The sequence below is a fragment of the Cytobacillus sp. IB215665 genome, assembly GCF_033963835.1.
Classification (GTDB): domain Bacteria; phylum Bacillota; class Bacilli; order Bacillales; family SM2101; genus Nanhaiella.
Genome location: NZ_JAXBME010000004.1, coordinates 175,170 through 195,753 on the forward strand (window position 1 = coordinate 175,170; position 20,584 = coordinate 195,753).

Sequence of the window (20,584 nt, forward strand, 5' to 3'; positions counted from 1 at the left end):
AGTTAGGAGATAGTTATGAGACGTTCATTGTATGCAATTCTTTTTCTTTTATCAACTGTAAGTTTGGCACTCATCATATTGCAATGGTTTTCTTACACTGGAAATACAGAACAAAAAGTAATGATGACGCCTAATAATGTCCAGTTAAATGAAACAATTCAGATTGTGCGGAAAGATAACTCATTAGTTGTAACACAATCGTATAATGGTTTAGTACAACCGATGTACGAATTATCAATTCCATCAGTTATTGAGCAAGAGCAAATGTTTTGTGAAACAGAAGATGGAGAGCAATGCCAGATTGTTTATAATGACAATAATATTACCTTAATGAATGGTAATGAGCAATATATCATTTTTACATACCATATCTCAATTGATAGTTCCTTACATTCTTTCTTGTTGGAAAATTGGTCAATAAACCTTCACTCTGAACAATTGAAAAATACTCGATTAGAAATTATTGAAGATCATTCACCTCGAGGGACTTGGGTGACAGGTGCTTCGCTGCAGAAATTTATTTCTAAAGAGAATATAGATTTTTATGCATGGGAATATGTCGATATTGATTCACCTCCAATATTTTGGACAAACAAACAATTGGATAGTGAAGAGGTTGATGAAATTACATATTATGTTAATGAAGGGAATCAAGTTGAAATATTAAATGCCCCATGGATAACACGTATGCCATCTGCACCTCCATTAACGATATTAAACATTCCTGGTGAGGATTTGGTTATTACACCGTCGTTAATCATTCATGATAAAGATGATGTTAATTTTATTGAAGAAGGTTATATAGAGAAGGTTTTATTTGAGTCTTTTTCTTATGATGAAAATGATGAATGGATTTTGAAAGTCCTGAAATCAATCCTTCTTAACAGAAGTGTTGGCGATGAATTTTCTAATAGACTTTCTGAAGAAATGTTCACTCAGTTATCTAGACAAGCTCTTGATGACTTTATTGAAATGATATTTACTTATGAAAATAAGAAGCTTTCATCCGAACTATTAGATAGGTCGTTATCAGCTATTGATTTAGGTAAAACAACGTTCTTTTCAGCAAACAATAGTCAAAGGAATCAGACTATTTCACTCTATTTTGTTGACGGGCGAAACTACTTCATTAATAGTAAGGAAATTGTTAATCGACCTGCCATTAACAGAAATGGTCAGCTCATGTTCCCATTAGAGGATGTGTTGCGCCAAGTCGGGTATAAGGTTTCATTTCTATCAGATCAAGAAACCATTTATATTGAAAAAGGGCAAGATGTTTGGAGATTTTACTTAAATAAAAACTATTTTATATATAATGAGGAAGAATGGGGATTATTATCTAAACCAATGGAACAGATTGATACTTCTGTTTATATTTATGAAACGTGGCTAACTGATTTATTCGCAGTATTGGTTCAAAAAGATCAACAAACAATTGATCTTACATCTTAATAACAAAGAAAAGTGAGCATTATAGTCTATAATTGTTTGTTTTTAAGCTAAAAAATATACACGTGTACAACTTAATTTCGTGGCATCTTTTCTTCTATTGAACAATTGCTGTTATGAACTACAGCAATAACGTTTTTTTAAAAAAATCTATAAATTAAAAAAACCCTGCAGATACCTACAGGGTCCTTCTATATCATAGGGATAATTTTCGAAATATCACCCATAGATAAGAAGGCAAAGGGAGAGGAGAAACCGGAGGAAGAACTTATGGGGAAACGTAAGTCTTCTCCGCGGTTGGCAACAACATCAATAATTTGATGTTGTTACTACTAATTATGACCATTTGAAGTGACTGTATACACTTTCAAAATATTTTTTTATCATCTATAATAAATAAGGCTTAACTTATTTACAATTTTGTAAGAATGGTGATGTTAATGAGAGTAGTTTCAGGAAGCTGTAAAGGGCTGCCCTTAAAGGCAGTGCCGGGTAAATCTACACGTCCAACAACAGATAAGGTAAAAGAAGCCATATTTAATATGATTGGTCCATATTTTGATGGTGGCTATGCTTTAGATTTGTTTGGAGGTAGTGGTGGCTTAGGGCTTGAGGCTTTAAGTAGGGGGATGGAATATTGCATATTTGTTGATCGAGATATGAAGGCTATACAAACGATTAAAACAAATGTTGAATATTGCAAATTTAATGATCGTGTAGAAATATATCGAAATGATGCAGAACGTGCGCTAAAAGCGATTGTAAAACGAAATTTACGCTTTGCTAAAATATTTTTAGATCCCCCATATAAGCATCAGAAGATCAAGAATATTATTGAATTGATCGAAAATAATCGTTTATTATATGAAGGTGGGCATATTGTCGTTGAACATTCAACAGACGTTAAGCTACCTAATACAATCGGTGGTGTTTCACAAATAAAACATGAGATATACGGAATCACTGCCATAACGATTTATCAGTATAGCTAGAAATATGGAGGTGAAGAATATGGCGAATATTGCTGTTTGTCCAGGAAGTTTTGATCCCATTACTTATGGACATTTAGATATTATAAAAAGGGGTAGAAAGGTTTTTGATAAAATCTATGTTGTTGTTTTAAACAACTCATCCAAACAACCATTATTTACTGTAGAAGAAAGGTTGGAACTGATAAAAGAGGTTACGAAAGATTTTGATAATGTATATGTTGATTCATTTCAAGGGCTATTAGTTGACTATGCACGAAGTAAGAATGCACAAGCGATTTTACGTGGTCTACGAGCTGTTTCAGACTTTGAGTATGAAATGCAAATAACCTCTATGAATAGAGTTCTAGAAGAAAATATTGAAACCTTTTTTATGATGACTAATAATCAATATTCCTTTTTAAGTTCAAGTATTGTAAAGGAAGTAGCCAAGTACAATGGTGACGTATCAGAGCTAGTTCCTGATGTAGTAGAAAAAGTGTTACGTCAGAAATTTAACTAAATACATATATAAAGTATAGCCTACTGTGCGAACAGACATCTTTTATCGAATAACTTTGATAATGTTTGCGCTTACATAATAAACGACCATCACTTTGATGGTCGTTTTAATTATAGTTGTTCCGTACTAAAACATAAGATACAGCATTTACGGCACATTTCTTATTTAAAAGATGTCAGCCACTAAACGCATTTTTTACTGTGCTAATTTACTCACAATATTAAAAAAGTTAACGAAAGGTTATTTTCGCATTGATTGTTATTTTTCGTATTAAGAAGTACACCCGTACACAACTAGAGTTCGTGGCATCTTTTCTTCTGTTCAACGACCAATTTATATTACTAATTTGATAACAATAGCAACAATGTTTGAGAAAAAGAGCTTTACGAAAAGAGCCTTATTTTTTTAATATACAGTAACACATAGCAACAAAGTGTTGTCAAGGTAATAATTGGTCCGTAAGTCCACATGATATGTAAAAAATCATAAAATATACTGAAATTAGTATTTAATGAAAAAGAAGGTATGACGTTTGATCCGTGCTCGGGTTTTACTAACGTATTAATATATAGAGGCTTCCAAAGTACATATGCAAAAAGAGCAGCAAAAAATCCGTGAAAGATACGAGCGACAAAAAAGGGCCTGAAGCGTATATCGGTTTCAGCTAGAATACTTGCAACTTGGGCCTGTACAGATAAACCACTGAAAGCAAGAATAAAGCTTGTAATCACTGCTTGGTAAATCAAGCTAATATTAGGTGTTTCACTAGTTAATTGACTTCCTAAGGTTATTTCAAATAAACCCGAAAATAAAGGAATTCCTAATTCTTTAGGAAGATCAAAAACTGCTAACATATATTCCAAAAGATAAGCTACCACAGCTGTTATATGGACGATAGTTAACAATTTATTTAAAACTGAAAATAAAATAATGAAACCACCGATCATTAGTAATGTATGTACTGATGATGTGATCGCATCCCCAAGTAATTTTCCAAGTGGCCTATTATCTTGCAGTCTAGATTCATGTGCCGAACGAAGTGCCTCATGTATAATTCTGTTACTTCTCTTATTTGAAGGCTTGCTTATGACATTTTCTTTGCCGTGAAACCTCATTATTAATCCTACGCAAATATTACCTAAATAATGTGATATTGCTAGGATAATACCTAAACTGGCATTTTGAAAAAAGCCAATAGCTACCGCACCAAAAATAAACAATGGGTTAGAAGAATTAGTAAATGATACTAGGCGCTCCGCTTCTATTGCAGTTAGCTGATTTTCTTGGCGTAATCTTGCTGTAAATTTGGCACCTGCGGGATAACCAGATGCCATTCCCATTGCCCATACAAATCCACCAACACCGGGTACTTTGAATAATGGTCTCATTAGAGGCTCCAATAAAAAACCGATAAACCGAACAACTCCAAACCCTATGAGCAGCTCAGATATAATAAAAAAAGGAAGTAAGGACGGGAACACGACTCCCCACCAAATCTGTAACCCTCTTTGTGAAGCTTCAAATGATGCTTGTGGAAAAGAAATAAGGGCTATAGCTAGCAATAAGGCAGTTGTTGCTAATATTAATGAATTTACTTTTGTTATATTCAAGAGTATTGCCTCCCGTTTTATCTTCTTTCTATACAATGGATGTAGTAGGTGTTAGAATGAAAGAACAAATGTATCATAGTTAAAAGTTGTACAAACTTATATTTCAATATACGTGTATAGCACCTTTCTTTAGACCATAAGATTGAATATAGATCATTTTTTTGGAGGTATTTCTCATGCGAGATCCTATCATTGGTCTAGCTCTTGGTTCTGGAAGTGCAAGAGGTTTTGCTCACTTAGGGGTTATTAAAGTCTTAACAGAAGAAAACATAGGAATAGACCTTATTGCGGGAAGTAGCATGGGTGCCGTTGTTGCAGCCTTTTATGGAGCTGGGCTAGACATAAATCGTCTATATAAAGTGGCTAATGCATTTAAAAGAAAATATTACTTGGATTTTACTGTTCCAAGGATGGGTTTTTTGGCAGGGAATAGAGTTAAAGAACTCATTCGTATATTTACCCATGGTAAAATGATCGAAGACTTAGATATTCCGGTAGCTATTGTAGCTACCGATTTAATAAAGGGAGAAAAGGTAGTCTTTAGAACGGGACCAGTTGCTGATGCTGTCCGTGCGAGTATTGCAATTCCAGGAATATTTGTGCCAGAAAAAATAAACAATCGAGTGCTAGTCGATGGAGGCGTTGTTGACCGTATACCTGTATCAGTCGTGAAAGAGATGGGTGCTGATATCGTGATTGGTGTCGATGTGTCACATGTTAAAAGAAATGAAAATATCTCATCCATTTTTGACGTGATTATGCAAAGTATAGACATCATGCAAGAAGAGCTAGTTAGCCATAGGGAAATTGCTTCTGATATAATGATTCGACCACATGTGGAACATATTAGTTCAAAAGCATTTTCCAACATTAAGGAGATTATTGAAATAGGCGAGGAAGAAACGAGAAAACAGCTCGAAAATATTATTACGGTTATTTCTACGTGGAAGGAGTCACAGCAAGGTGAAGACTAGAGGTTATATTAGATCGTTATTTATTGGTATTATACTTGCCATGCTAATTACTTTTGTACAGCTACCATTTTATATTACGAAACCTGGAACAGCACAAGAGCTTGCTCCTATTGTTCAAGTTGATGGTGGATACGAAGAAGAAGGGTCATTAATGCTAACAACAGTTAGAATGGGAAAAGCAAATGTTGTCTCATATATTTGGGCGAAATTGAGTGAATACCAAATGATTTACCCTGAACAAGATATTCTCCAAGATAGAAGTGATGAGGAATATTCATATATTCAATTACATAATATGGAGAACTCAAAAAACAGTGCTATATCAGTAGCATACAATCAAGCAGAAAAAAGTGTAGAGTATAAGTATAATGGTTTGTTTGTCTTTACGGTACTAGACAATGTACCAGCTAAAGATTTTTTAAAAACAGCTGATCGCATTATACGAGTAGACGATCTAGATGTGAAAAGTTATGAAGACCTTACTCATTATCTATCAACAAAAAAAGAGGGCGATGTAATTGAGGTTGTTGTTGAGAGGGATGGTGAAACGGTTGTTCAAGAAATTGAGTTAATTACATTGGAAAATAAAGAGCAAGTAGGTTTAGGTGTACAACTAATAGAAGATGTGGAACTTAACGTAAACCCAAGCGTGGAAATTAACTCTGAGAAAATAGGTGGTCCGTCTGCAGGATTAATGTTTACATTAGAAATCTATAATCAATTAGTTGAAGAAGATCTTACAAAGGGCTATGACATCGCTGGTACCGGTCAAATTTTCAATGATGGTACAGTCGGACCTATAGGTGGTATCTCTCAAAAAATTGTTGCGGCGGATAAGGCAGGGGCTGAAATCTTTTTCGCGCCAAATCAGAACGGGGCTAGTGACTCAAACTATAATGAAGCTGTAAAAACAGCTCAAGATATTGGAACATCAATGGAAATTGTACCTGTAGATACATTTGAAGATGCATTACTGTATTTACAATCTTTACAGCCAGAGTAATATTACATACTTTGCTTTCCATTGATTGCAACTGAAGGCAGATCTCTTACATAAATGTAGAGGTTGCCTTCTTTATTTTTATAGCTGTTTTTCGTACAAATAGATTAACATGTATTAATTTAAACTATAGCTCGTGGCATCTTTTATTTCATCTTCATAACGATGAAAATCCTAGCTAATCCTATCTAACAGTGCTAATTTAGAAATAATAATTGAGCATCAAAGTTTATGAATAGAGCGCTATTTAAACTTCCTAGTATCTTCATCGAATCTAATCGGTGGAGTTGAGTACTCTTGTTTAATTGCTGTCGAACATAAAGGTTCTGGTAAGATACTAGCGTATACATGTGCAGCAGTAATATCTAACATGAATAATGGGTCTTCAAAAGAAGCTGCTTTCGAAATGATTGGTAGTTGTATTTTTTTCTTTACTTCATTCAAATACTGTTGACCCCTCATATTCATACCTAATAAACGAATATATGGAGATTGGGTAGATAATTGTTGTAAGTCGTCCTTTTTAGTATTCGTTATTATATGTAGACATAGTCGCTGAAGTCGAGTCCAAGTATAACGTTTTGTCTTAATTTTTTCCATGAAAGTTATAAATGACGTCGATTCTTTTATGTACTTCATAAGTCGATATTCTAACCCTTCTTCACACTCATATGTTGATTCCAGCTCTGCTAGACTGGAAGTTAATAGCTTATATTTTAGCAATGGGAAATAAGCCTCCCAGCTATGAAATCGATCGTACTGATGATAATAATTAATCAAGTGGTTCTTTGTAGATACAGGGATGTAGTTATGTATGTCATTTAAATTACCGCTCTTTGAGAATAAAGTTTGACGTATACTGGTTGCACTAGCGATAGAAGGAGATGTAAATTCCTCATCATGATATTGAGCTCCTGTTCGAGTGATCGTTAATGGAGTTAGGTTACTATGTTGATCATGGATTGCTTTCACATAGTGATAGCCTAGAATGTTATTTGGCTTTGATAAATCAAGCTTCACATTCGTAGTTTTTATTTCATTAAAGGCAATTGATGATGCTTTCGGATAACTATAACCTTTATCTATTGCATTCTTAACCTTTTCATTATATGTTGGTGCAGCTTGTTTCAAAAATTGAGCAGCATGTTGAAAATCTTTTATTTCTCCATGCTCACTTCCAAAACAAACCTCTTCACATAATAGAGCGGATAAGATTGAAATCGCTCCATTTGCAAACATTTCAGCATTTTGTGATGCATAGGCGTAAGGTAATTCCACAACGATATCTACACCAGCTTCTAAGGCCATCTTCGTCCTCGCCCATTTAGATACTAGTGCAGGTTCACCTCGTTGTAGAAAATTCCCACTCATAACTGCTACAACACAATCAGTGCCAGTTTGCTTTTTTGTTTCTTGTAAGTGAACGTAATGTCCATTATGAAATGGATTGTACTCAACAATAACACCTGCAGCCTTCACTTATACACCTCAGTTCTAGTTTAATATTGGAAAAAATGTATACAATGACTTCTTTTATTATAATGGATATGAAAATGAAGTTCCATCTCTCAAATTCCCAGAAATTATTAACTCAAATAAATTAATGAAAATAGAAGGGTAAGGAAGCTGTTTTCGATGAATAATAGTGTTAAAGGAACGACCTATGTAAGTATGTAGATGTAAAGAAAAAATATTGACAAATGTGTTTTACAAAGCTATAATTACCTTTGTTGCCTTGAGGTGATATAATTGAAATGGACAATTCATCAACTATACCAATTACAGAACAAGGACATATTAATTGACGAAACTGTAGATGTAAGTGACATAAAACATATTGAGAAGTCAATTCGTAATATTTCACCTGTGAAAGTTACAGGTGTAGCAGATGTAAGTCATGCTAAAGTTATTTTTCACTTAACAATTACTGGTTCAATGGTTTTACCTTGCTCGAGAACATTGGTTGATGTACAATTTCCGTTTACTATTAAAACGACGGAAACCTTTTTATTTAAACAATCTGATTTTGATGATGAAGATGAGGTTCATAATGTTGAAGGAGATGTCGTGGACATTCTTCCGATCATAAAGGATAATATTCTTCTTGAAATTCCGATGCAGATATATTCAGAAAGTGTACATGAAGATCAAGTATTACAATCTGGAAAAGATTGGTCTGTTATTACAGAGGAAGATGTAAAAAATCAGATAGATCCACGTTTAGCTGGATTAGCAAAATATTTTGACAAAAATAAAGAAAATTAACAAAACGAAGAACCGGCATTATCCGGCCTTCATATGATTTTAATTCTCTTTAAGGAGGTGGGAATAATGGCTGTACCTTTTAGAAGAACATCTAAAACTAAAAAAAGAAAGCGTCGTACGCATTTCAAATTACAAGCCCCTGGTATGGTAGAATGCCCAAATTGTGGTGAAATGAAGCTTGCTCACCGCGTTTGTAAAGAATGTGGTACTTATAAAGGAAAAGAAGTAGTTAGCAACTAAATGATGTTGATTGCTGACGTTAAAAAACACAAAGAGTAAATTCTTTGTGTTTTTTTCTATATTATTATAAAAGCGGGGAGAAGGTACAAGGGTGGAGAAATTGATTATTAATAAAGACGAAAATGGCATAGTATGGGCTACAATTAACCGTTTGAGCAAAAGAAATGCAATCGATTATGATGTTATGAATAAATTGGAAGAGCTTATAAACGATGTGAGAGAGACGGTTGATATTAAAGCAATGGTCATTACTGGCGCTGGTAATAAAGCATTTTGTTCCGGAGGTGATTTAAGTGTATTTCATCAATTAAAAACAAAAAGAGAAGCATATGAAATGCTTTCAAAAATGGGTGAAATACTATACTTGCTACAGACACTTCCTAAACCAACTGTGGCACTATTAAATGGATTTGCAATTGGAGGTGGTTGTGAACTAGCAACAGCATGTGATTTTCGTTTAGCTAAGCAGGGCAGTAAACTAGGATTTATACAAAGTAAATTAGCGATAACAACTGGTTGGGGTGGAGCAACCTTATTAAATGAAAAAATTCCATATGATAAGGCACTTGAATTGCTAATGACTGCAAAAATGATTTCTGCAGAGAAGGCTTATGAAATTGGTTTTGTTAATGAAGTTTTCGATAGCCAAGACTTATTGAAAGAGTGTAAAGAATATTTGAAACCCCTACTTGAAACAGATGTACACGTACTATCCTCATATAAACAGGTATTAATTAATAAATGGAAAGCGCATCATTTAAAAGAAAGAATGTTTGCAGAAATTGAACAATGTGCATCTTTATGGGCAAGAGATGAGCATCACCATGCAGTCGAGGCTTTTTTGAATAGCAATTAATATGCTTTTTAAGGATTTATGTGTTGTATATGGATAAAACATGGATTATTTGCATTGTGATAGTTTATATATAGTCTATCTTTTCTAGTAGCAGCATATGTATTAAAAAAAAGCTACTGGGAGGTAGGATAATGTCAACGACTCGGCAGGATGCATGGACAAACGATGAGGATTTACTGTTAGCTGAGGTTGTGTTGAGGAATATTCGTGAAGGTGGAACGCAATTGGCAGCTTTTGAGGAAGTCGGCAGACGGTTATCACGAACTGCAGCCGCCTGTGGTTTCAGGTGGAATTCGTATGTTCGTAAACAATATAAGTCTGGTATTGAGCTTGCTAAGAAACAAAGAAAGCAATTAAAAAATGGGCAGGAATCAACACTTACCACAGTGGAACATAAAGAAAATGACTTTCAGTCATCTGAACCTTTAGTTGATGATTTATCATTGAAAAAAGTAATAACTTATTTGCAAGTTATCGACTCATCCCAAAATGAATACGATGAATTAGTTGTAGAAAATAAACAATTAAAAAAACGTGTGGCGCATTTAGAAAACAAAATGGATAAGGTCGATGAGGAGAATCAGTCGCTGTTAACTAATCTACGACAAGTTGAAGACGATTACAAAGCGTTAATAGAAATTATGGAACGTGCAAGGAAGATGGTTGTGCTGCAAGAAGAAGAAAAGCAAAGTAAAGTGAAATTCCAAATGGATAGAAATGGGAATTTAGAGAGGGTTGAAAAATAATCAATAGCACCTATGAAATGTACAAAAAATAAAAAAAGAAACAGTTAGATTAAAATAAACTGTTTCTTTTTTATGTCCATGTATTGAATGCGTTGAATTGGTCTATATATTATCGAGTCTGTTCTTTAACACCATTAGGATGCCATAATAACGGATTTTCACCAAAGTCTCTTTCTACATCATAAGTAGCAGCAGAAAACCCCATTTTAGTCCAAAACTCTGCTGATTTCACACGGGGGTTAGTTTTGATAGGTAGGTTAAAACTTTTCGCGAAATTGACTAAAGCGGTTCCAAAATTTTTCCTTTGAAATGCAGGTAATACTTCAAGCTTCCATAGCTCTAGATATGTTTGTGGTGGCTCGAAGTATTTATCGTATTTTGCATCAACTTTATATAAACTCATTCGAGCGACTAACTTCCCACCGTAGTATATTCCATAAAATGGAGAATCACTATTATTCTCAATAATATTTGTTTGAAGATCATCGAGCATAGATAACTCTTGTAGGCCATATTCTTTAAATTTTTTAAATTCTTCTATTGTTTTATAGTTTACGAGTAATCGTTCTATTTTATAAGTTTCCATCATAATCTTCCTCCCACATAACCTTATATTTTTATTATATAACAAAATGACACAAAATTCTGTAGAAAATAATTAGAAAGCGTTTTCATAAATAGAAGGAATATTAAAAATTTTGTAGAAATATATACAAATAAGATATAGAACAGGAGTGTGCAAATGAAGAAAATACTAATTGCGAACAGAGGGGAGATTGCCTCTAGGGTAATACGAACATGTAACAATATGGGGATTGAGACAATAGCGATTTATTCTGATGCTGATAAAAATTTACCATACGTAAATGAAGCTACTAAAGCGGTCCGTATCGGGGAATCGCCTGTTCAAAAATCATATATGGCTATGGATGCTATCGTTAAATTAGCGGTAGAGGAAAATGTAGATGGCATTCATCCAGGGTATGGGTTTTTATCCGAAAATGCAATGTTTGCAAAGTTAGTTAATGATAATGGTATAACTTTTATTGGCCCACAACATGACGTTATAGCTTTAATGGGAGAAAAAATCCAAGCACGAAAGGAAATGCAAAAGGCTGGAGTACCTATTGTACCAGGAAGTCATGAACCTGTTAGTTCAGTTGAAGAGGCATGTGTTATAGCTGACAAAATTGGATACCCAGTAATGATAAAAGCAAGTAGTGGCGGTGGCGGTGTTGGGATGCAACGCTGTAATGATGAGCAAGAATTAAAGAAGGTGGTTGTGTCAATTAAAAACCGTGCTAAAGCATATTTTGGGAATGATGAATTATTTATTGAGAAATATGTTGCCGATGCGAGGCATATTGAAATTCAAATATGTGCAGATACAGCTGGAAATATTGTTCATTTGTTTGAGAGAGACTGTTCAATTCAACGAAGAAATCAAAAGGTGATTGAGGAAACACCTTCACCGTTCCTATCAGAGGAATCGAGAAGAGCAATGCTTGATTGTGCATTAAAAGTCGCGGCACATGTAGGGTATACCAATGTAGGAACAGTTGAATTTGTAGTAGATAACGATGAGAATTTCTATTTCTTGGAAATGAATACGAGGTTACAAGTTGAACATCCGATAACTGAAATGGTTACCGGGATTGATCTAGTTGAGTGGCAAATAAGGTTGTCATGTGGGGAGAATATGCCATTATTACAGCATGAGATAAATAGTAACGGGCACGCGCTAGAATTTCGATTGTATGCAGAAGATCCAGCTACATATTTGCCCTCGCCAGGAACTCTTAATGTATTAACTTATCCATCAACAGAGGGTGTCAGAATAGATAAAGGATATGATGAAGGTTGCCAAGTTACTCCATTTTATGATCCGATGATCGCAAAGCTAGTTATACATGGTCTTGATCGAAATGATGTATTACATAAAGCTGAAAAATTGCTTAAAGAAATGAAAGTTGAAGGTATAAAAACCAACTTACCTTTACTTGAAAAGGCTATTCAAAATGAGATGTTTCGAGAAGGGTGTTATACTACCTCTTTTTTATCAAGGCAGTATTCACGCTGATTTTCTCTCGTAGATCTTCTTCTAGTTGTTTTATCTTAGTTCCAATAGTAAAAGTTTGTGAAATGACCATTTAATAGGTAAAAAACACCTGATTTGGGAGGATGTATGGTATGAAAGAAATTTATGCATCGATGGCTGGTACTGTACTAAATGTATTAGTTGAAAAGGAAGAACATATTACAAAAGGCCAACAGGTCATTATTCTAGAATCAATGAAAATGGAAATACCAATTGAAAGTTCATTAGAAGGGGCTGTTAATGAAATAAATGTGGAAATAGGAGATTTCGTAAATGAAGGAGATGTTCTCATCGTATTAGGATAAAGGGAAGGAGAATTTAAACAATGGTTCATGTAAGCGATTTAGATAAAGTTTTATCAGAAAAACTAGAAAATATTGAACGCGGAGGAGCAGAAAAGTATCATCAAAAACAAAAAGAGCAGAACAAATTATTTGTTAGAGATAGATTGAAACTACTGTTTGATAGAGGGGTATATATAGAAGATGGAATGTTCGCTAACGATCAAGCTGGGGATTTACCCGCTGATGGAGTAGTTACAGCAACTGGAACAATCAATGGACAAACAGTATGTGTGATGGCTAATGATTCGACTGTGAAGGCTGGTTCATGGGGAGCAAGAACAGTCGAAAAAATTATTCGCATCCAGGAGTCAGCCGAGAAACAAAAGGTGCCGTTGTTATATTTAGTCGATTCGGCTGGTGCGCGAATTACTGATCAGTTAGAAATGTTTCCAAATCGTCGTGGAGCTGGCCGTATTTTTCATAATCAAGTACGTCTATCTGGGGTCATTCCTCAAATATGCATTTTGTTCGGGCCGTCCGCTGCTGGCGGTGCATATATACCAGCTTTTTGTGATATTGTAATAATGGTCGATAAGAATGCATCAATGTATTTAGGTTCCCCTCGAATGGCGGAGAAGGTCATCGGTGAAAAAGTAACGCTTGAAGAAATGGGTGGGGCTCGCATGCATTGTACAATTAGTGGATGTGGTGATGTACTTGCTGAATGTGAAGAAGAAGCAATTCGCTTAGCCCAAACGTATTTAACGTATTTCCCTGCTAATTCCCAGTCTAAACCAAGTTTAATTGAGGGACAAGAATCGAGTCAAAGTAAGATGTTGGCTGACATCATTCCTGTCAACCAAAATGCGCCATTTGATATGTATGATTGTATTAACACACTTGTAGATAAAGGTAGTTTTTTTGAGATTAAGAAATTATTTGCTGCCGAGCTTATTACTGGTTTAGCTAGAATAGATGGTCGCTGTGTTGGTATTATAGCCAATCAACCGAAAGTGAAAGGCGGAGTTTTATTTGTTGATTCCGCTGATAAAGGGGCTAAATTTATTCAACTGTGTGATGCATTTCATATTCCTTTATTATTCTTAGCGGATGTACCAGGTTTTATGATAGGAACAAAGGTTGAACAGGCTGGGATAATTAGACATGGTGCTAAGTTTATAGCTGCAATGAGCTCAGCTACTGTACCAAAAATCTCAGTTATTGTTCGAAAAGCGTACGGGGCGGGGTTATATGCAATGGCGGGACCTGCGTTTGAGCCTGATTGCTGTATAGCACTTCCAACTGCGCAAATAGCTGTAATGGGTCCTGAAGCTGCAGTAAATGCAGTTTATTCTAACAAAATAAGTAACATAGACGACCCGAAAGAAAGAATAGCATATATCCAGCAAAAACAAGAGGAGTATAAACAGCATATAGATATATATAAGCTAGGATCTGAAATGATTATAGATACGATTGTATCACCAAATGATTTACGAAAAGAGTTAATTGATAGGTTTGCAATTTATGAAACTAAAGAAATAGCAGATGTCCAACGTAAGCATCCTGTTTATCCAGTTTAAATGATGCTATAATGTGAGGCGGAAAATTTTATATAAGTATTAATGTAAATAAACAAAAAGAGGATGACGTTCATTATAGTGTTATCCTCTTTTTGTTTATTTACAGAATTAATGTTGTTAAAATACGTCAGTACTAATTTTGCTTAGGTCCAAATTATGAGGAACTTTGGCACTTGTTGTTAGTTAAATTAACAACATTAGGCAGGTTTTGCGAGATTATGTAACACTGTTTCCGCTATTTTTGTTAAAATAGTTTCATAATACATAGAACCTGATATAAAAGGAGGTTTATATGCAAATAGGGGTTATTGGTGCTGGTTCAATTGGACTATTATATGCGTGTTACCTTTCAATATATCATCAAGTTACGATTTATACTCGACGCAAAGATCAAGCTAAACAAATAAATTCTAATGGTATTCAATTGATTAAGAACGGTGTTCGATCCACGTATAAGGTTACTGCAAAAGTATTAGATGATGGGTTAGAACATGAGGATATGATTATTGTTACGGTGAAGGAGTATCACTTAGAACATGTTCTGAAAACGACAAATCAATTTCGAAATGTTAATGCACTGTTGTTTTTGCAAAATGGTATGAAGCATATATCACTATTTGAGAAACTAAACAATAAAGTAATACTGGTTGGGGTAGTTGAACATGGCGCGTTAAAAATTAATGACTATACAGTAAATCATACTGGTGTTGGGATAACGAAAATTTGTTCATTTAGAAATGGAGAAGGTTTAATAGAGCCGTTTCAAAAAGGTCAACACACCGACTTTGGGATTGTAGTTGCTGAAGATTGGTATAAGGTGCTTTCTGAAAAGTTAATCGTTAATGCTGTTATTAATCCATTAACCGCCTTATATTGTGTGGAAAATGGGGACTTGCTTTCCAATCGTTTTTTTCTTTCGCGAATGAAGAACCTTTTTATAGAAGTGACTACAGTTATGGATGTTAATACAAATAATATGTGGGAACGTCTAGAGTATATTTGTATACAAACTAAGAATAATCGCTCATCTATGCTAAGAGATATTGAGAGTGGTAGACAGACAGAAATCGATGCAATATTAGGATATATCATAGCTGAGGCTGAACAAATGGGGAAAAGTGTACCAGTTAGTACTTTTTTGTATGATTCTATAAAAGGTAAAGAATTGCAGAGGGGTGATTTGTCATGTCACAGTTAGTTGCTGGAGTTTTTGCAACAGTAGTCACTATTCCAATAATTGGTTTATTTCTTGTGTATTTCATCTTGTGTAAGATCACCCGTCGTAAAAGAAATTCTATGCTAATGGCTATCGACATTTCAACAGCCTTATTTATCTTGTCAGTATATTATTTAACAGAGGTTATTTGGGGACAATCTATGTTTTGGCTTATCTTACTTGTAATCGTGTTAATTGCGATGGTTGTTGTTATTTTACAGTGGAAAATAAAACAAGATATTGATATACGCAAAGTATTAAAAGGGTCGTGGCGGTTTAGTTTTTTGTTTTTCTTTTCCGCCTACATCATTTTGTTTGTTTACGGTTTAATTGATCGTGTATTGGCATTTGTTAACACTTAATAGTTTACGAGCAAGTTCTTTCCATTTTTTAAAAATCAATGCTATACTACGGGGAGTAGATATAAAAGCAGCTAGAAAGGAAGTTAAATTCATGGAGGTTAATGATCTTTTTCTCCCTTCATTAAATAAATTTGCAACTGATTACATGGGGAATTCCAAAGATTGTCATCAGTTCTTTCATTACAATATTCATGATGCATCAGTGTATAAACAAAGAAAAGATGAGCTTGCATCAAGACGATTTCAGCGTGAGAGGCTCGTAAAGCATCTACTACGTTATCACTCTAAATTTCAACATAATGATAAATCTATACAGCATATTGAGAAGCTTCTAGATCAAAATAGCCTTGTTGTAATCGGTGGTCAACAAGCTGGATTATTAACGGGACCTTTGTATACTATTCACAAAATATTGACAATAATCCAAACGGCAAAGCAGCAAGAGAAGGAACTAAATGTCCCAGTCTTACCTGTGTTTTGGATAGCTGGTGAAGATCATGACTTTGATGAAATTAATCATCTATATGTAGAGACAGAAAAGGGCATGAAGAAAAAATCGTACAACCGCCATAATACTAATAAGCAAATGGTATCAGATATACATATAGACAAACACCTTTGTGAGCAATGGATACAAGATATCATTCAATCGTACGGTGAATCGAAATATACAAATGAAATTCTATCTATGCTTAAACAGAGCTTAAAAGATTCAGAAACTGTTGTTGATTTTTTTGCTCAAATCTTAATAACATTATTTGCTGATGAAGGGCTTATTGTTGTTAACTCGGCTTCCCCTGATCTTCGTGAGATAGAATCTGAATTTTTCCACCATCTTATCTATAACAATTCACAATTAGCAGAAGCGGTGTCTATGCAACAACATGTGTTAGAAGAAATTGGGTATAACAAAGTGTTAGATGTAGATATCAATTCTTCAAATTTGTTTTTTCAACATAGTGAAAATCGAGTTCTTTTGGAAAGAGATGGGGCTGAAGGGTATTTTAAAGGTAAGAATAATGAAGTGAAGATATCATTTGATGAACTTATTCAAATAGCTGAATCATCACCCCATTTGCTGAGCAACAATGTTGTCACAAGACCGCTCATGCAAGAATACTTATTCCCTACATTAGCATTTATTGCTGGACCAGGAGAACTTGCCTATTGGGGTGAGCTTAAAAATGCTTTTTCATTGTTCGATTTTAAAATGCCACCAATTTTACCGAGAGCTAATATTACGATTGTTGACCGAACAATTACATCAGATTTAGAGAAGTTAAACATACCAATAGATGATGTTTTACAAGGTAATTTGCTCTCTTATCGTGATGAATGGGTGAAAACCGAACTGAAGTATGACTTTGAAAGTATAATTAACAATGCGAAGGAAGAGGTTGAACAAATTCATCAACAAATTAGGCATAAAGCAACAGAAGTAGATGCTAACTTACATTCTGTCCTAGTAAAAAATGCTCAATTAATACATTCTCAGTTTGAGTTTGTTTCAACATTAATTAATCGTTCTATCGAGAATAAACATGAAGTCACATTGAAAAAGTTTCAAAGGATAGAGAACTGTTTACAACCAAATCATTTACCTCAAGAAAGGGTATGGAATATATTTTACTTTTTAAATAAATATGGGTTTGGCTTTATTCAGCAATTAGTAAATGCCCCGATAAAATATAATGGGAACCATCAATTAATTTATCTATAAATGTATGAAATGCTAGCTGAAGAGCGTGCACATTCTAGTCATATCAAGGTTTTCATCGCATTAATTGTTATTATAGGCTTAATGATATAAACACGTATACATCAAGTGTTCGTGGCATCTTTGTTACTTTTATAATTGTTGGACTAGGATGATGCATCTAACTGGCCGTTTTAAACTAGTAGAGAAACAAAAGACAGCTAATTTAAACCTCTGTATTCATGCAGAGGTTTTTTGTATGCCCTAATATTTTTCTGAAATAGGGGTTTGTTGTTGTTTACAAAACAAATATTGACTTTTTTTGTACTGAAGCAAACAAAGTCGATATTTGACTACATATGCTTTTATGCCTAAATAACAAAAAAAGGGTGGAGAGAAGTGGGGAGATGTGGTACATTAATGTTAGAAAGTGGGGTTGTGTATCATGTTTATGGGAGAATTCCATCACAACATTGATCAAAAAGGTCGTATGATTATCCCTGTTAAGTTTAGAGATAATCTAGGTGATTCTTTTGTCCTTACAAGAGGGTTAGATCAGTGTTTATTTGCTTACCCCTTGAGTGAATGGAGCATTATTGAAGAGAAGCTCAAAAGCCTCCCATTAACAAAAAAAGATGCACGTGCTTTTACTCGTTTCTTTTTTTCCGGCGCTATAGATTGTGAAATTGATAAGCAAGGTAGAATAAATATACCTATTTCACTGAGGAAATACGCCTTAATTGAAAAGGAATGTGTAGTAATTGGTGTCTCTAATCGCATTGAAATTTGGAGTAAGATAAGTTGGGATCAATATGTTTCTGAATCTGAGGAATCTTTCGCTGAAATCGCAGAAAACATGATCGACTTTAACTTTTAATGAACTAGTTTAAAGCAGGTGCTTTTTTCAAACTTTGTTGCTACTATTTCATGGTCACTGATTAAACTTGATTTTATGCGAGTTTCTAGATTATTTAGAAGAAAAGCTGCCACGAAACTTTAACTAATATCATGTTTATTACTTAGTATGAAAAACAACAATCGAAATGAAAACAGCATATGCGTAACATAGTTATTTACTTAATTGATAATTTGAACAGAGAGACAAATACTACTCAATATGTAGAAAATATGGGCAAAGTATATTTGTCTCAAGGTGGTGCTAGACATGTTTAAACATAAGACAGTTTTATTAGACGAAGCAGTAGATGGTTTAAGAATTAATCCAGACGGCATCTATGTTGACTGTACTCTCGGTGGTGCAGGTCATAGTGAATTAATTGCTAGCAAGCTATCTAATAGTGGAAGATTAATTGCGTTTGACCAAGATGAAACAGCGATCGAACATGCTAAAAAAAAATTAGCTAAACATCAAGATAAGATTACGATCATAAAGAGTAATTTTCGATATATACAACAGAAGCTAGCTGAAATAGATATTAATGCTGTAGATGGTATTTTATTTGACTTGGGAGTATCTTCTCCTCAATTGGACACGCCTGAGAGAGGTTTTAGTTATAATTACGATGCTCCATTAGATATGAGAATGGACCATCAAGCAACTTTATCTGCATATGATGTTGTAAATAATTGGCCCTACGAACAATTAGTAAGAATATTTTTCCAATACGGGGAGGAGCGTTTTTCAAAACAGATCGCTCGGAAAATTGAAGCTGCTCGAGAAAAGGAACCAATTGAAACGACAAGTCAATTAGTTGACCTTATAAAGGATGGAATTCCTGCAGCGGCACGTCGGACTGGTGGACATCCTGCCAAAAGAATTTTTCAAGCTATTCGAATTGCTGTTAATGATGAACTACAAGTGTTTGAAGATGCACTTGGACAGGCTATTGACATGTTAAAGCCTGGTGGCAGAATTTCTGTTATAACTTTTCACTCATTAGAAGATAGGATGTGTAAAGTAGCTTATAAAAAAGCAAGTGAAGGTCCCCCTCTTCCCCCTGGGCTACCTGTAGTACCAGATGAGTATAAGCCAACCTTAAAGCTCGTTACAAGAAAACCTACTTTACCATCAGCTAATGAACTAGAACAAAATAACCGAGCACGTTCAGCAAAGCTGAGAATTGCGGAAAAAATGTAACTTTTTCGATATCATTTGTCCGAGACTAATTGAAGAACCTCTAAAAAGCTATATTTTCTTATCTTTTCAAAAGGCTCTTTTCGTATCTTTTGTATAAAGAATTACAAAGTGAGAACATCTAGGTATATCTTTTATGAGGTTCATAACATGTATAAGAACGAAAAGATGCCCCGAAATGTTGTTGTTTACGTGTTACCTATATACGATTAACAACAATTTATTCGATTCACAGCCTTTAAAAAAGGAGAGAAGAAATGAATGAGTAACTTAGCACACAGAGTTCAAGAACAGCGTCAACACGAAGTCAAACATAAGCGTAAATTAGTCAAAAAGAAGAGCGCGAAGATATCATTAGGTGAAAAATGTATATTGCTAATTTTTGCAACTGCAATATTAGTTGGTGGGATAACCATCATATCAAATACAGCTACGATATATGCTTTAAATAAAGAAATTCAACAAACTGAGACTTCGATAGCTGAACAAGGAAGAGTAAATACAGATTTACAGGTGGAAATTCAAGAGCTTAGTACATACGAACGGATATGGCAAAAAGCACAGGAGCTTGGGTTACAACTAAACGAAAAAAATGTAAAAGTTGTGCAGGATTGATATT

Annotated in this window: 21 protein-coding genes; 18 read left to right on the forward strand and 3 right to left on the reverse strand. The window is 34.4% G+C overall.

Annotated features, from left to right (window positions below; all coding sequences use genetic code 11):
* Positions 1-15: 15 nt before the first annotated feature.
* The 3 genes from SLH52_RS07165 (at position 16) to coaD (ending at position 2,940) form a co-directional block, all read left to right on the forward strand.
* Positions 16-1,452 carry a stalk domain-containing protein gene (locus SLH52_RS07165; RefSeq protein WP_320208587.1) on the forward strand — a complete coding sequence of 479 codons (1,437 nt, stop codon included), beginning with the start codon at positions 16-18 and terminating at the stop codon, positions 1,450-1,452.
* Positions 1,453-1,889: 437 nt separating this feature from the next.
* Positions 1,890-2,441: a 16S rRNA (guanine(966)-N(2))-methyltransferase RsmD gene (gene rsmD / locus SLH52_RS07170; protein WP_320208588.1), complete on the forward strand. Its 552-nt coding sequence runs from the start codon at positions 1,890-1,892 to the stop codon at positions 2,439-2,441.
* 19 nt (positions 2,442-2,460) lie between these two features.
* Positions 2,461-2,940 carry a pantetheine-phosphate adenylyltransferase gene (gene coaD / locus SLH52_RS07175; protein ID WP_320208589.1) on the forward strand — a complete coding sequence of 160 codons (480 nt, stop codon included), beginning with the start codon at positions 2,461-2,463 and terminating at the stop codon, positions 2,938-2,940.
* 383 nt (positions 2,941-3,323) lie between these two features.
* Here the strand turns inward: coaD and ylbJ are convergent, their stop codons facing one another.
* Positions 3,324-4,550 (reverse strand): sporulation integral membrane protein YlbJ, encoded by a 1,227-nt coding sequence (gene ylbJ / locus SLH52_RS07180; RefSeq protein ID WP_320208590.1) that lies wholly within the window; start codon positions 4,548-4,550, stop codon positions 3,324-3,326.
* 176 nt (positions 4,551-4,726) lie between these two features.
* Between ylbJ and SLH52_RS07185 the strand changes: the two genes are divergently transcribed.
* Positions 4,727-5,524, forward strand: a complete 798-nt coding sequence (locus SLH52_RS07185) for a patatin-like phospholipase family protein (RefSeq protein WP_320208591.1) — start codon at positions 4,727-4,729, stop codon at positions 5,522-5,524.
* Complete coding sequence (locus SLH52_RS07190; RefSeq protein WP_320208592.1) at positions 5,514-6,527, forward strand: SepM family pheromone-processing serine protease; 1,014 nt, start codon at positions 5,514-5,516, stop codon at positions 6,525-6,527. The genes SLH52_RS07185 and SLH52_RS07190 overlap by 11 nt, the downstream gene beginning before the upstream one ends.
* 240 nt (positions 6,528-6,767) lie before the next feature.
* Here SLH52_RS07190 and SLH52_RS07195 read toward each other — a convergent pair whose 3' ends face one another.
* Complete coding sequence (locus SLH52_RS07195) at positions 6,768-8,003, reverse strand: nucleotidyltransferase (protein ID WP_320208593.1); 1,236 nt, start codon at positions 8,001-8,003, stop codon at positions 6,768-6,770.
* A 270-nt stretch (positions 8,004-8,273) separates the two neighbouring features.
* Here SLH52_RS07195 and SLH52_RS07200 point away from each other — a divergent pair, with 270 nt between their 5' ends.
* The 4 genes from SLH52_RS07200 to SLH52_RS07215 all read left to right on the forward strand — a co-directional run bounded on the left by SLH52_RS07200 (position 8,274) and on the right by SLH52_RS07215 (position 10,631).
* A complete protein-coding gene (locus SLH52_RS07200; protein ID WP_320208594.1) occupies positions 8,274-8,789 on the forward strand; it encodes a YceD family protein in 516 nt (171 codons plus the stop codon).
* A 66-nt stretch (positions 8,790-8,855) separates the two neighbouring features.
* The gene (gene rpmF / locus SLH52_RS07205) at positions 8,856-9,029 is read left to right on the forward strand and encodes a 50S ribosomal protein L32 (RefSeq protein WP_214483229.1); all 174 of its coding nucleotides are present in this window, start codon (positions 8,856-8,858) and stop codon (positions 9,027-9,029) included.
* Positions 9,030-9,120: 91 nt separating this feature from the next.
* Entirely contained in the window at positions 9,121-9,885 is a 765-nt protein-coding gene (locus tag SLH52_RS07210; RefSeq protein ID WP_320208595.1) for an enoyl-CoA hydratase/isomerase family protein, read from the forward strand.
* Positions 9,886-10,016: 131 nt separating this feature from the next.
* Complete coding sequence (locus SLH52_RS07215; protein ID WP_320208596.1) at positions 10,017-10,631, forward strand: RsfA family transcriptional regulator; 615 nt, start codon at positions 10,017-10,019, stop codon at positions 10,629-10,631.
* A 109-nt stretch (positions 10,632-10,740) separates the two neighbouring features.
* On the opposite strand, the gene SLH52_RS07220 is transcribed toward SLH52_RS07215, so the two are convergent.
* Positions 10,741-11,217, reverse strand: coding sequence for an N-acetyltransferase (locus tag SLH52_RS07220; RefSeq protein WP_320208793.1), 477 nt, complete (start codon positions 11,215-11,217; stop codon positions 10,741-10,743).
* A 156-nt stretch (positions 11,218-11,373) separates the two neighbouring features.
* Between SLH52_RS07220 and SLH52_RS07225 the strand changes: the two genes are divergently transcribed.
* From SLH52_RS07225 to ftsL, 9 genes are all read left to right on the forward strand, one after another.
* Positions 11,374-12,711: an acetyl-CoA carboxylase biotin carboxylase subunit gene (locus SLH52_RS07225; RefSeq protein WP_320208597.1), complete on the forward strand. Its 1,338-nt coding sequence runs from the start codon at positions 11,374-11,376 to the stop codon at positions 12,709-12,711.
* 110 nt (positions 12,712-12,821) lie between these two features.
* Positions 12,822-13,034: a biotin/lipoyl-containing protein gene (locus SLH52_RS07230; protein ID WP_320208598.1), complete on the forward strand. Its 213-nt coding sequence runs from the start codon at positions 12,822-12,824 to the stop codon at positions 13,032-13,034.
* A gap of 20 nt (positions 13,035-13,054) precedes the next feature.
* Positions 13,055-14,596 (forward strand): acyl-CoA carboxylase subunit beta, encoded by a 1,542-nt coding sequence (locus SLH52_RS07235; protein ID WP_320208599.1) that lies wholly within the window; start codon positions 13,055-13,057, stop codon positions 14,594-14,596.
* Between the two features lie 292 nt (positions 14,597-14,888).
* On the forward strand, positions 14,889-15,794 hold the full coding sequence (locus SLH52_RS07240) for a 2-dehydropantoate 2-reductase (protein WP_320208600.1): 906 nt from the start codon (positions 14,889-14,891) through the stop codon (positions 15,792-15,794).
* Positions 15,782-16,174, forward strand: coding sequence for a DUF3397 domain-containing protein (locus SLH52_RS07245; RefSeq protein ID WP_320208601.1), 393 nt, complete (start codon positions 15,782-15,784; stop codon positions 16,172-16,174). The genes SLH52_RS07240 and SLH52_RS07245 overlap by 13 nt, the downstream gene beginning before the upstream one ends.
* A gap of 91 nt (positions 16,175-16,265) precedes the next feature.
* The gene (bshC, locus tag SLH52_RS07250; RefSeq protein WP_320208602.1) at positions 16,266-17,894 is read left to right on the forward strand and encodes a bacillithiol biosynthesis cysteine-adding enzyme BshC; all 1,629 of its coding nucleotides are present in this window, start codon (positions 16,266-16,268) and stop codon (positions 17,892-17,894) included.
* Positions 17,895-18,315: 421 nt separating this feature from the next.
* Positions 18,316-18,747: a division/cell wall cluster transcriptional repressor MraZ gene (gene mraZ / locus SLH52_RS07255; protein WP_320208603.1), complete on the forward strand. Its 432-nt coding sequence runs from the start codon at positions 18,316-18,318 to the stop codon at positions 18,745-18,747.
* Positions 18,748-19,035: 288 nt separating this feature from the next.
* The gene (rsmH, locus tag SLH52_RS07260) at positions 19,036-19,968 is read left to right on the forward strand and encodes a 16S rRNA (cytosine(1402)-N(4))-methyltransferase RsmH (protein ID WP_320208604.1); all 933 of its coding nucleotides are present in this window, start codon (positions 19,036-19,038) and stop codon (positions 19,966-19,968) included.
* A gap of 258 nt (positions 19,969-20,226) precedes the next feature.
* Positions 20,227-20,580, forward strand: a complete 354-nt coding sequence (gene ftsL / locus SLH52_RS07265; RefSeq protein ID WP_320208605.1) for a cell division protein FtsL — start codon at positions 20,227-20,229, stop codon at positions 20,578-20,580.
* Positions 20,581-20,584 lie beyond the last annotated feature (4 nt).

What these genes read in the sequence shown, in the direction of transcription:
- SLH52_RS07165 (WP_320208587.1), top strand. Translation starts at nt 16, where the DNA reads ATGAGACGTTCATTGTATGCAATTCTTTTTCTTTTATCAACTGTAAGT.
- rsmD (WP_320208588.1), top strand. Translation starts at nt 1,890, where the DNA reads ATGAGAGTAGTTTCAGGAAGCTGTAAAGGGCTGCCCTTAAAGGCAGTG.
- coaD (WP_320208589.1), top strand. Translation starts at nt 2,461, where the DNA reads ATGGCGAATATTGCTGTTTGTCCAGGAAGTTTTGATCCCATTACTTAT.
- SLH52_RS07185 (WP_320208591.1), top strand. Translation starts at nt 4,727, where the DNA reads ATGCGAGATCCTATCATTGGTCTAGCTCTTGGTTCTGGAAGTGCAAGA.
- rpmF (WP_214483229.1), top strand. Translation starts at nt 8,856, where the DNA reads ATGGCTGTACCTTTTAGAAGAACATCTAAAACTAAAAAAAGAAAGCGT.
- SLH52_RS07215 (WP_320208596.1), top strand. Translation starts at nt 10,017, where the DNA reads ATGTCAACGACTCGGCAGGATGCATGGACAAACGATGAGGATTTACTG.
- SLH52_RS07220 (WP_320208793.1), bottom strand. Translation starts at nt 11,217, where the DNA reads ATGGAAACTTATAAAATAGAACGATTACTCGTAAACTATAAAACAATA.
- SLH52_RS07225 (WP_320208597.1), top strand. Translation starts at nt 11,374, where the DNA reads ATGAAGAAAATACTAATTGCGAACAGAGGGGAGATTGCCTCTAGGGTA.
- SLH52_RS07230 (WP_320208598.1), top strand. Translation starts at nt 12,822, where the DNA reads ATGAAAGAAATTTATGCATCGATGGCTGGTACTGTACTAAATGTATTA.
- SLH52_RS07235 (WP_320208599.1), top strand. Translation starts at nt 13,055, where the DNA reads ATGGTTCATGTAAGCGATTTAGATAAAGTTTTATCAGAAAAACTAGAA.
- SLH52_RS07240 (WP_320208600.1), top strand. Translation starts at nt 14,889, where the DNA reads ATGCAAATAGGGGTTATTGGTGCTGGTTCAATTGGACTATTATATGCG.
- SLH52_RS07245 (WP_320208601.1), top strand. Translation starts at nt 15,782, where the DNA reads ATGTCACAGTTAGTTGCTGGAGTTTTTGCAACAGTAGTCACTATTCCA.
- bshC (WP_320208602.1), top strand. Translation starts at nt 16,266, where the DNA reads ATGGAGGTTAATGATCTTTTTCTCCCTTCATTAAATAAATTTGCAACT.
- mraZ (WP_320208603.1), top strand. Translation starts at nt 18,316, where the DNA reads ATGTTTATGGGAGAATTCCATCACAACATTGATCAAAAAGGTCGTATG.
- rsmH (WP_320208604.1), top strand. Translation starts at nt 19,036, where the DNA reads ATGTTTAAACATAAGACAGTTTTATTAGACGAAGCAGTAGATGGTTTA.
- ftsL (WP_320208605.1), top strand. Translation starts at nt 20,227, where the DNA reads ATGAGTAACTTAGCACACAGAGTTCAAGAACAGCGTCAACACGAAGTC.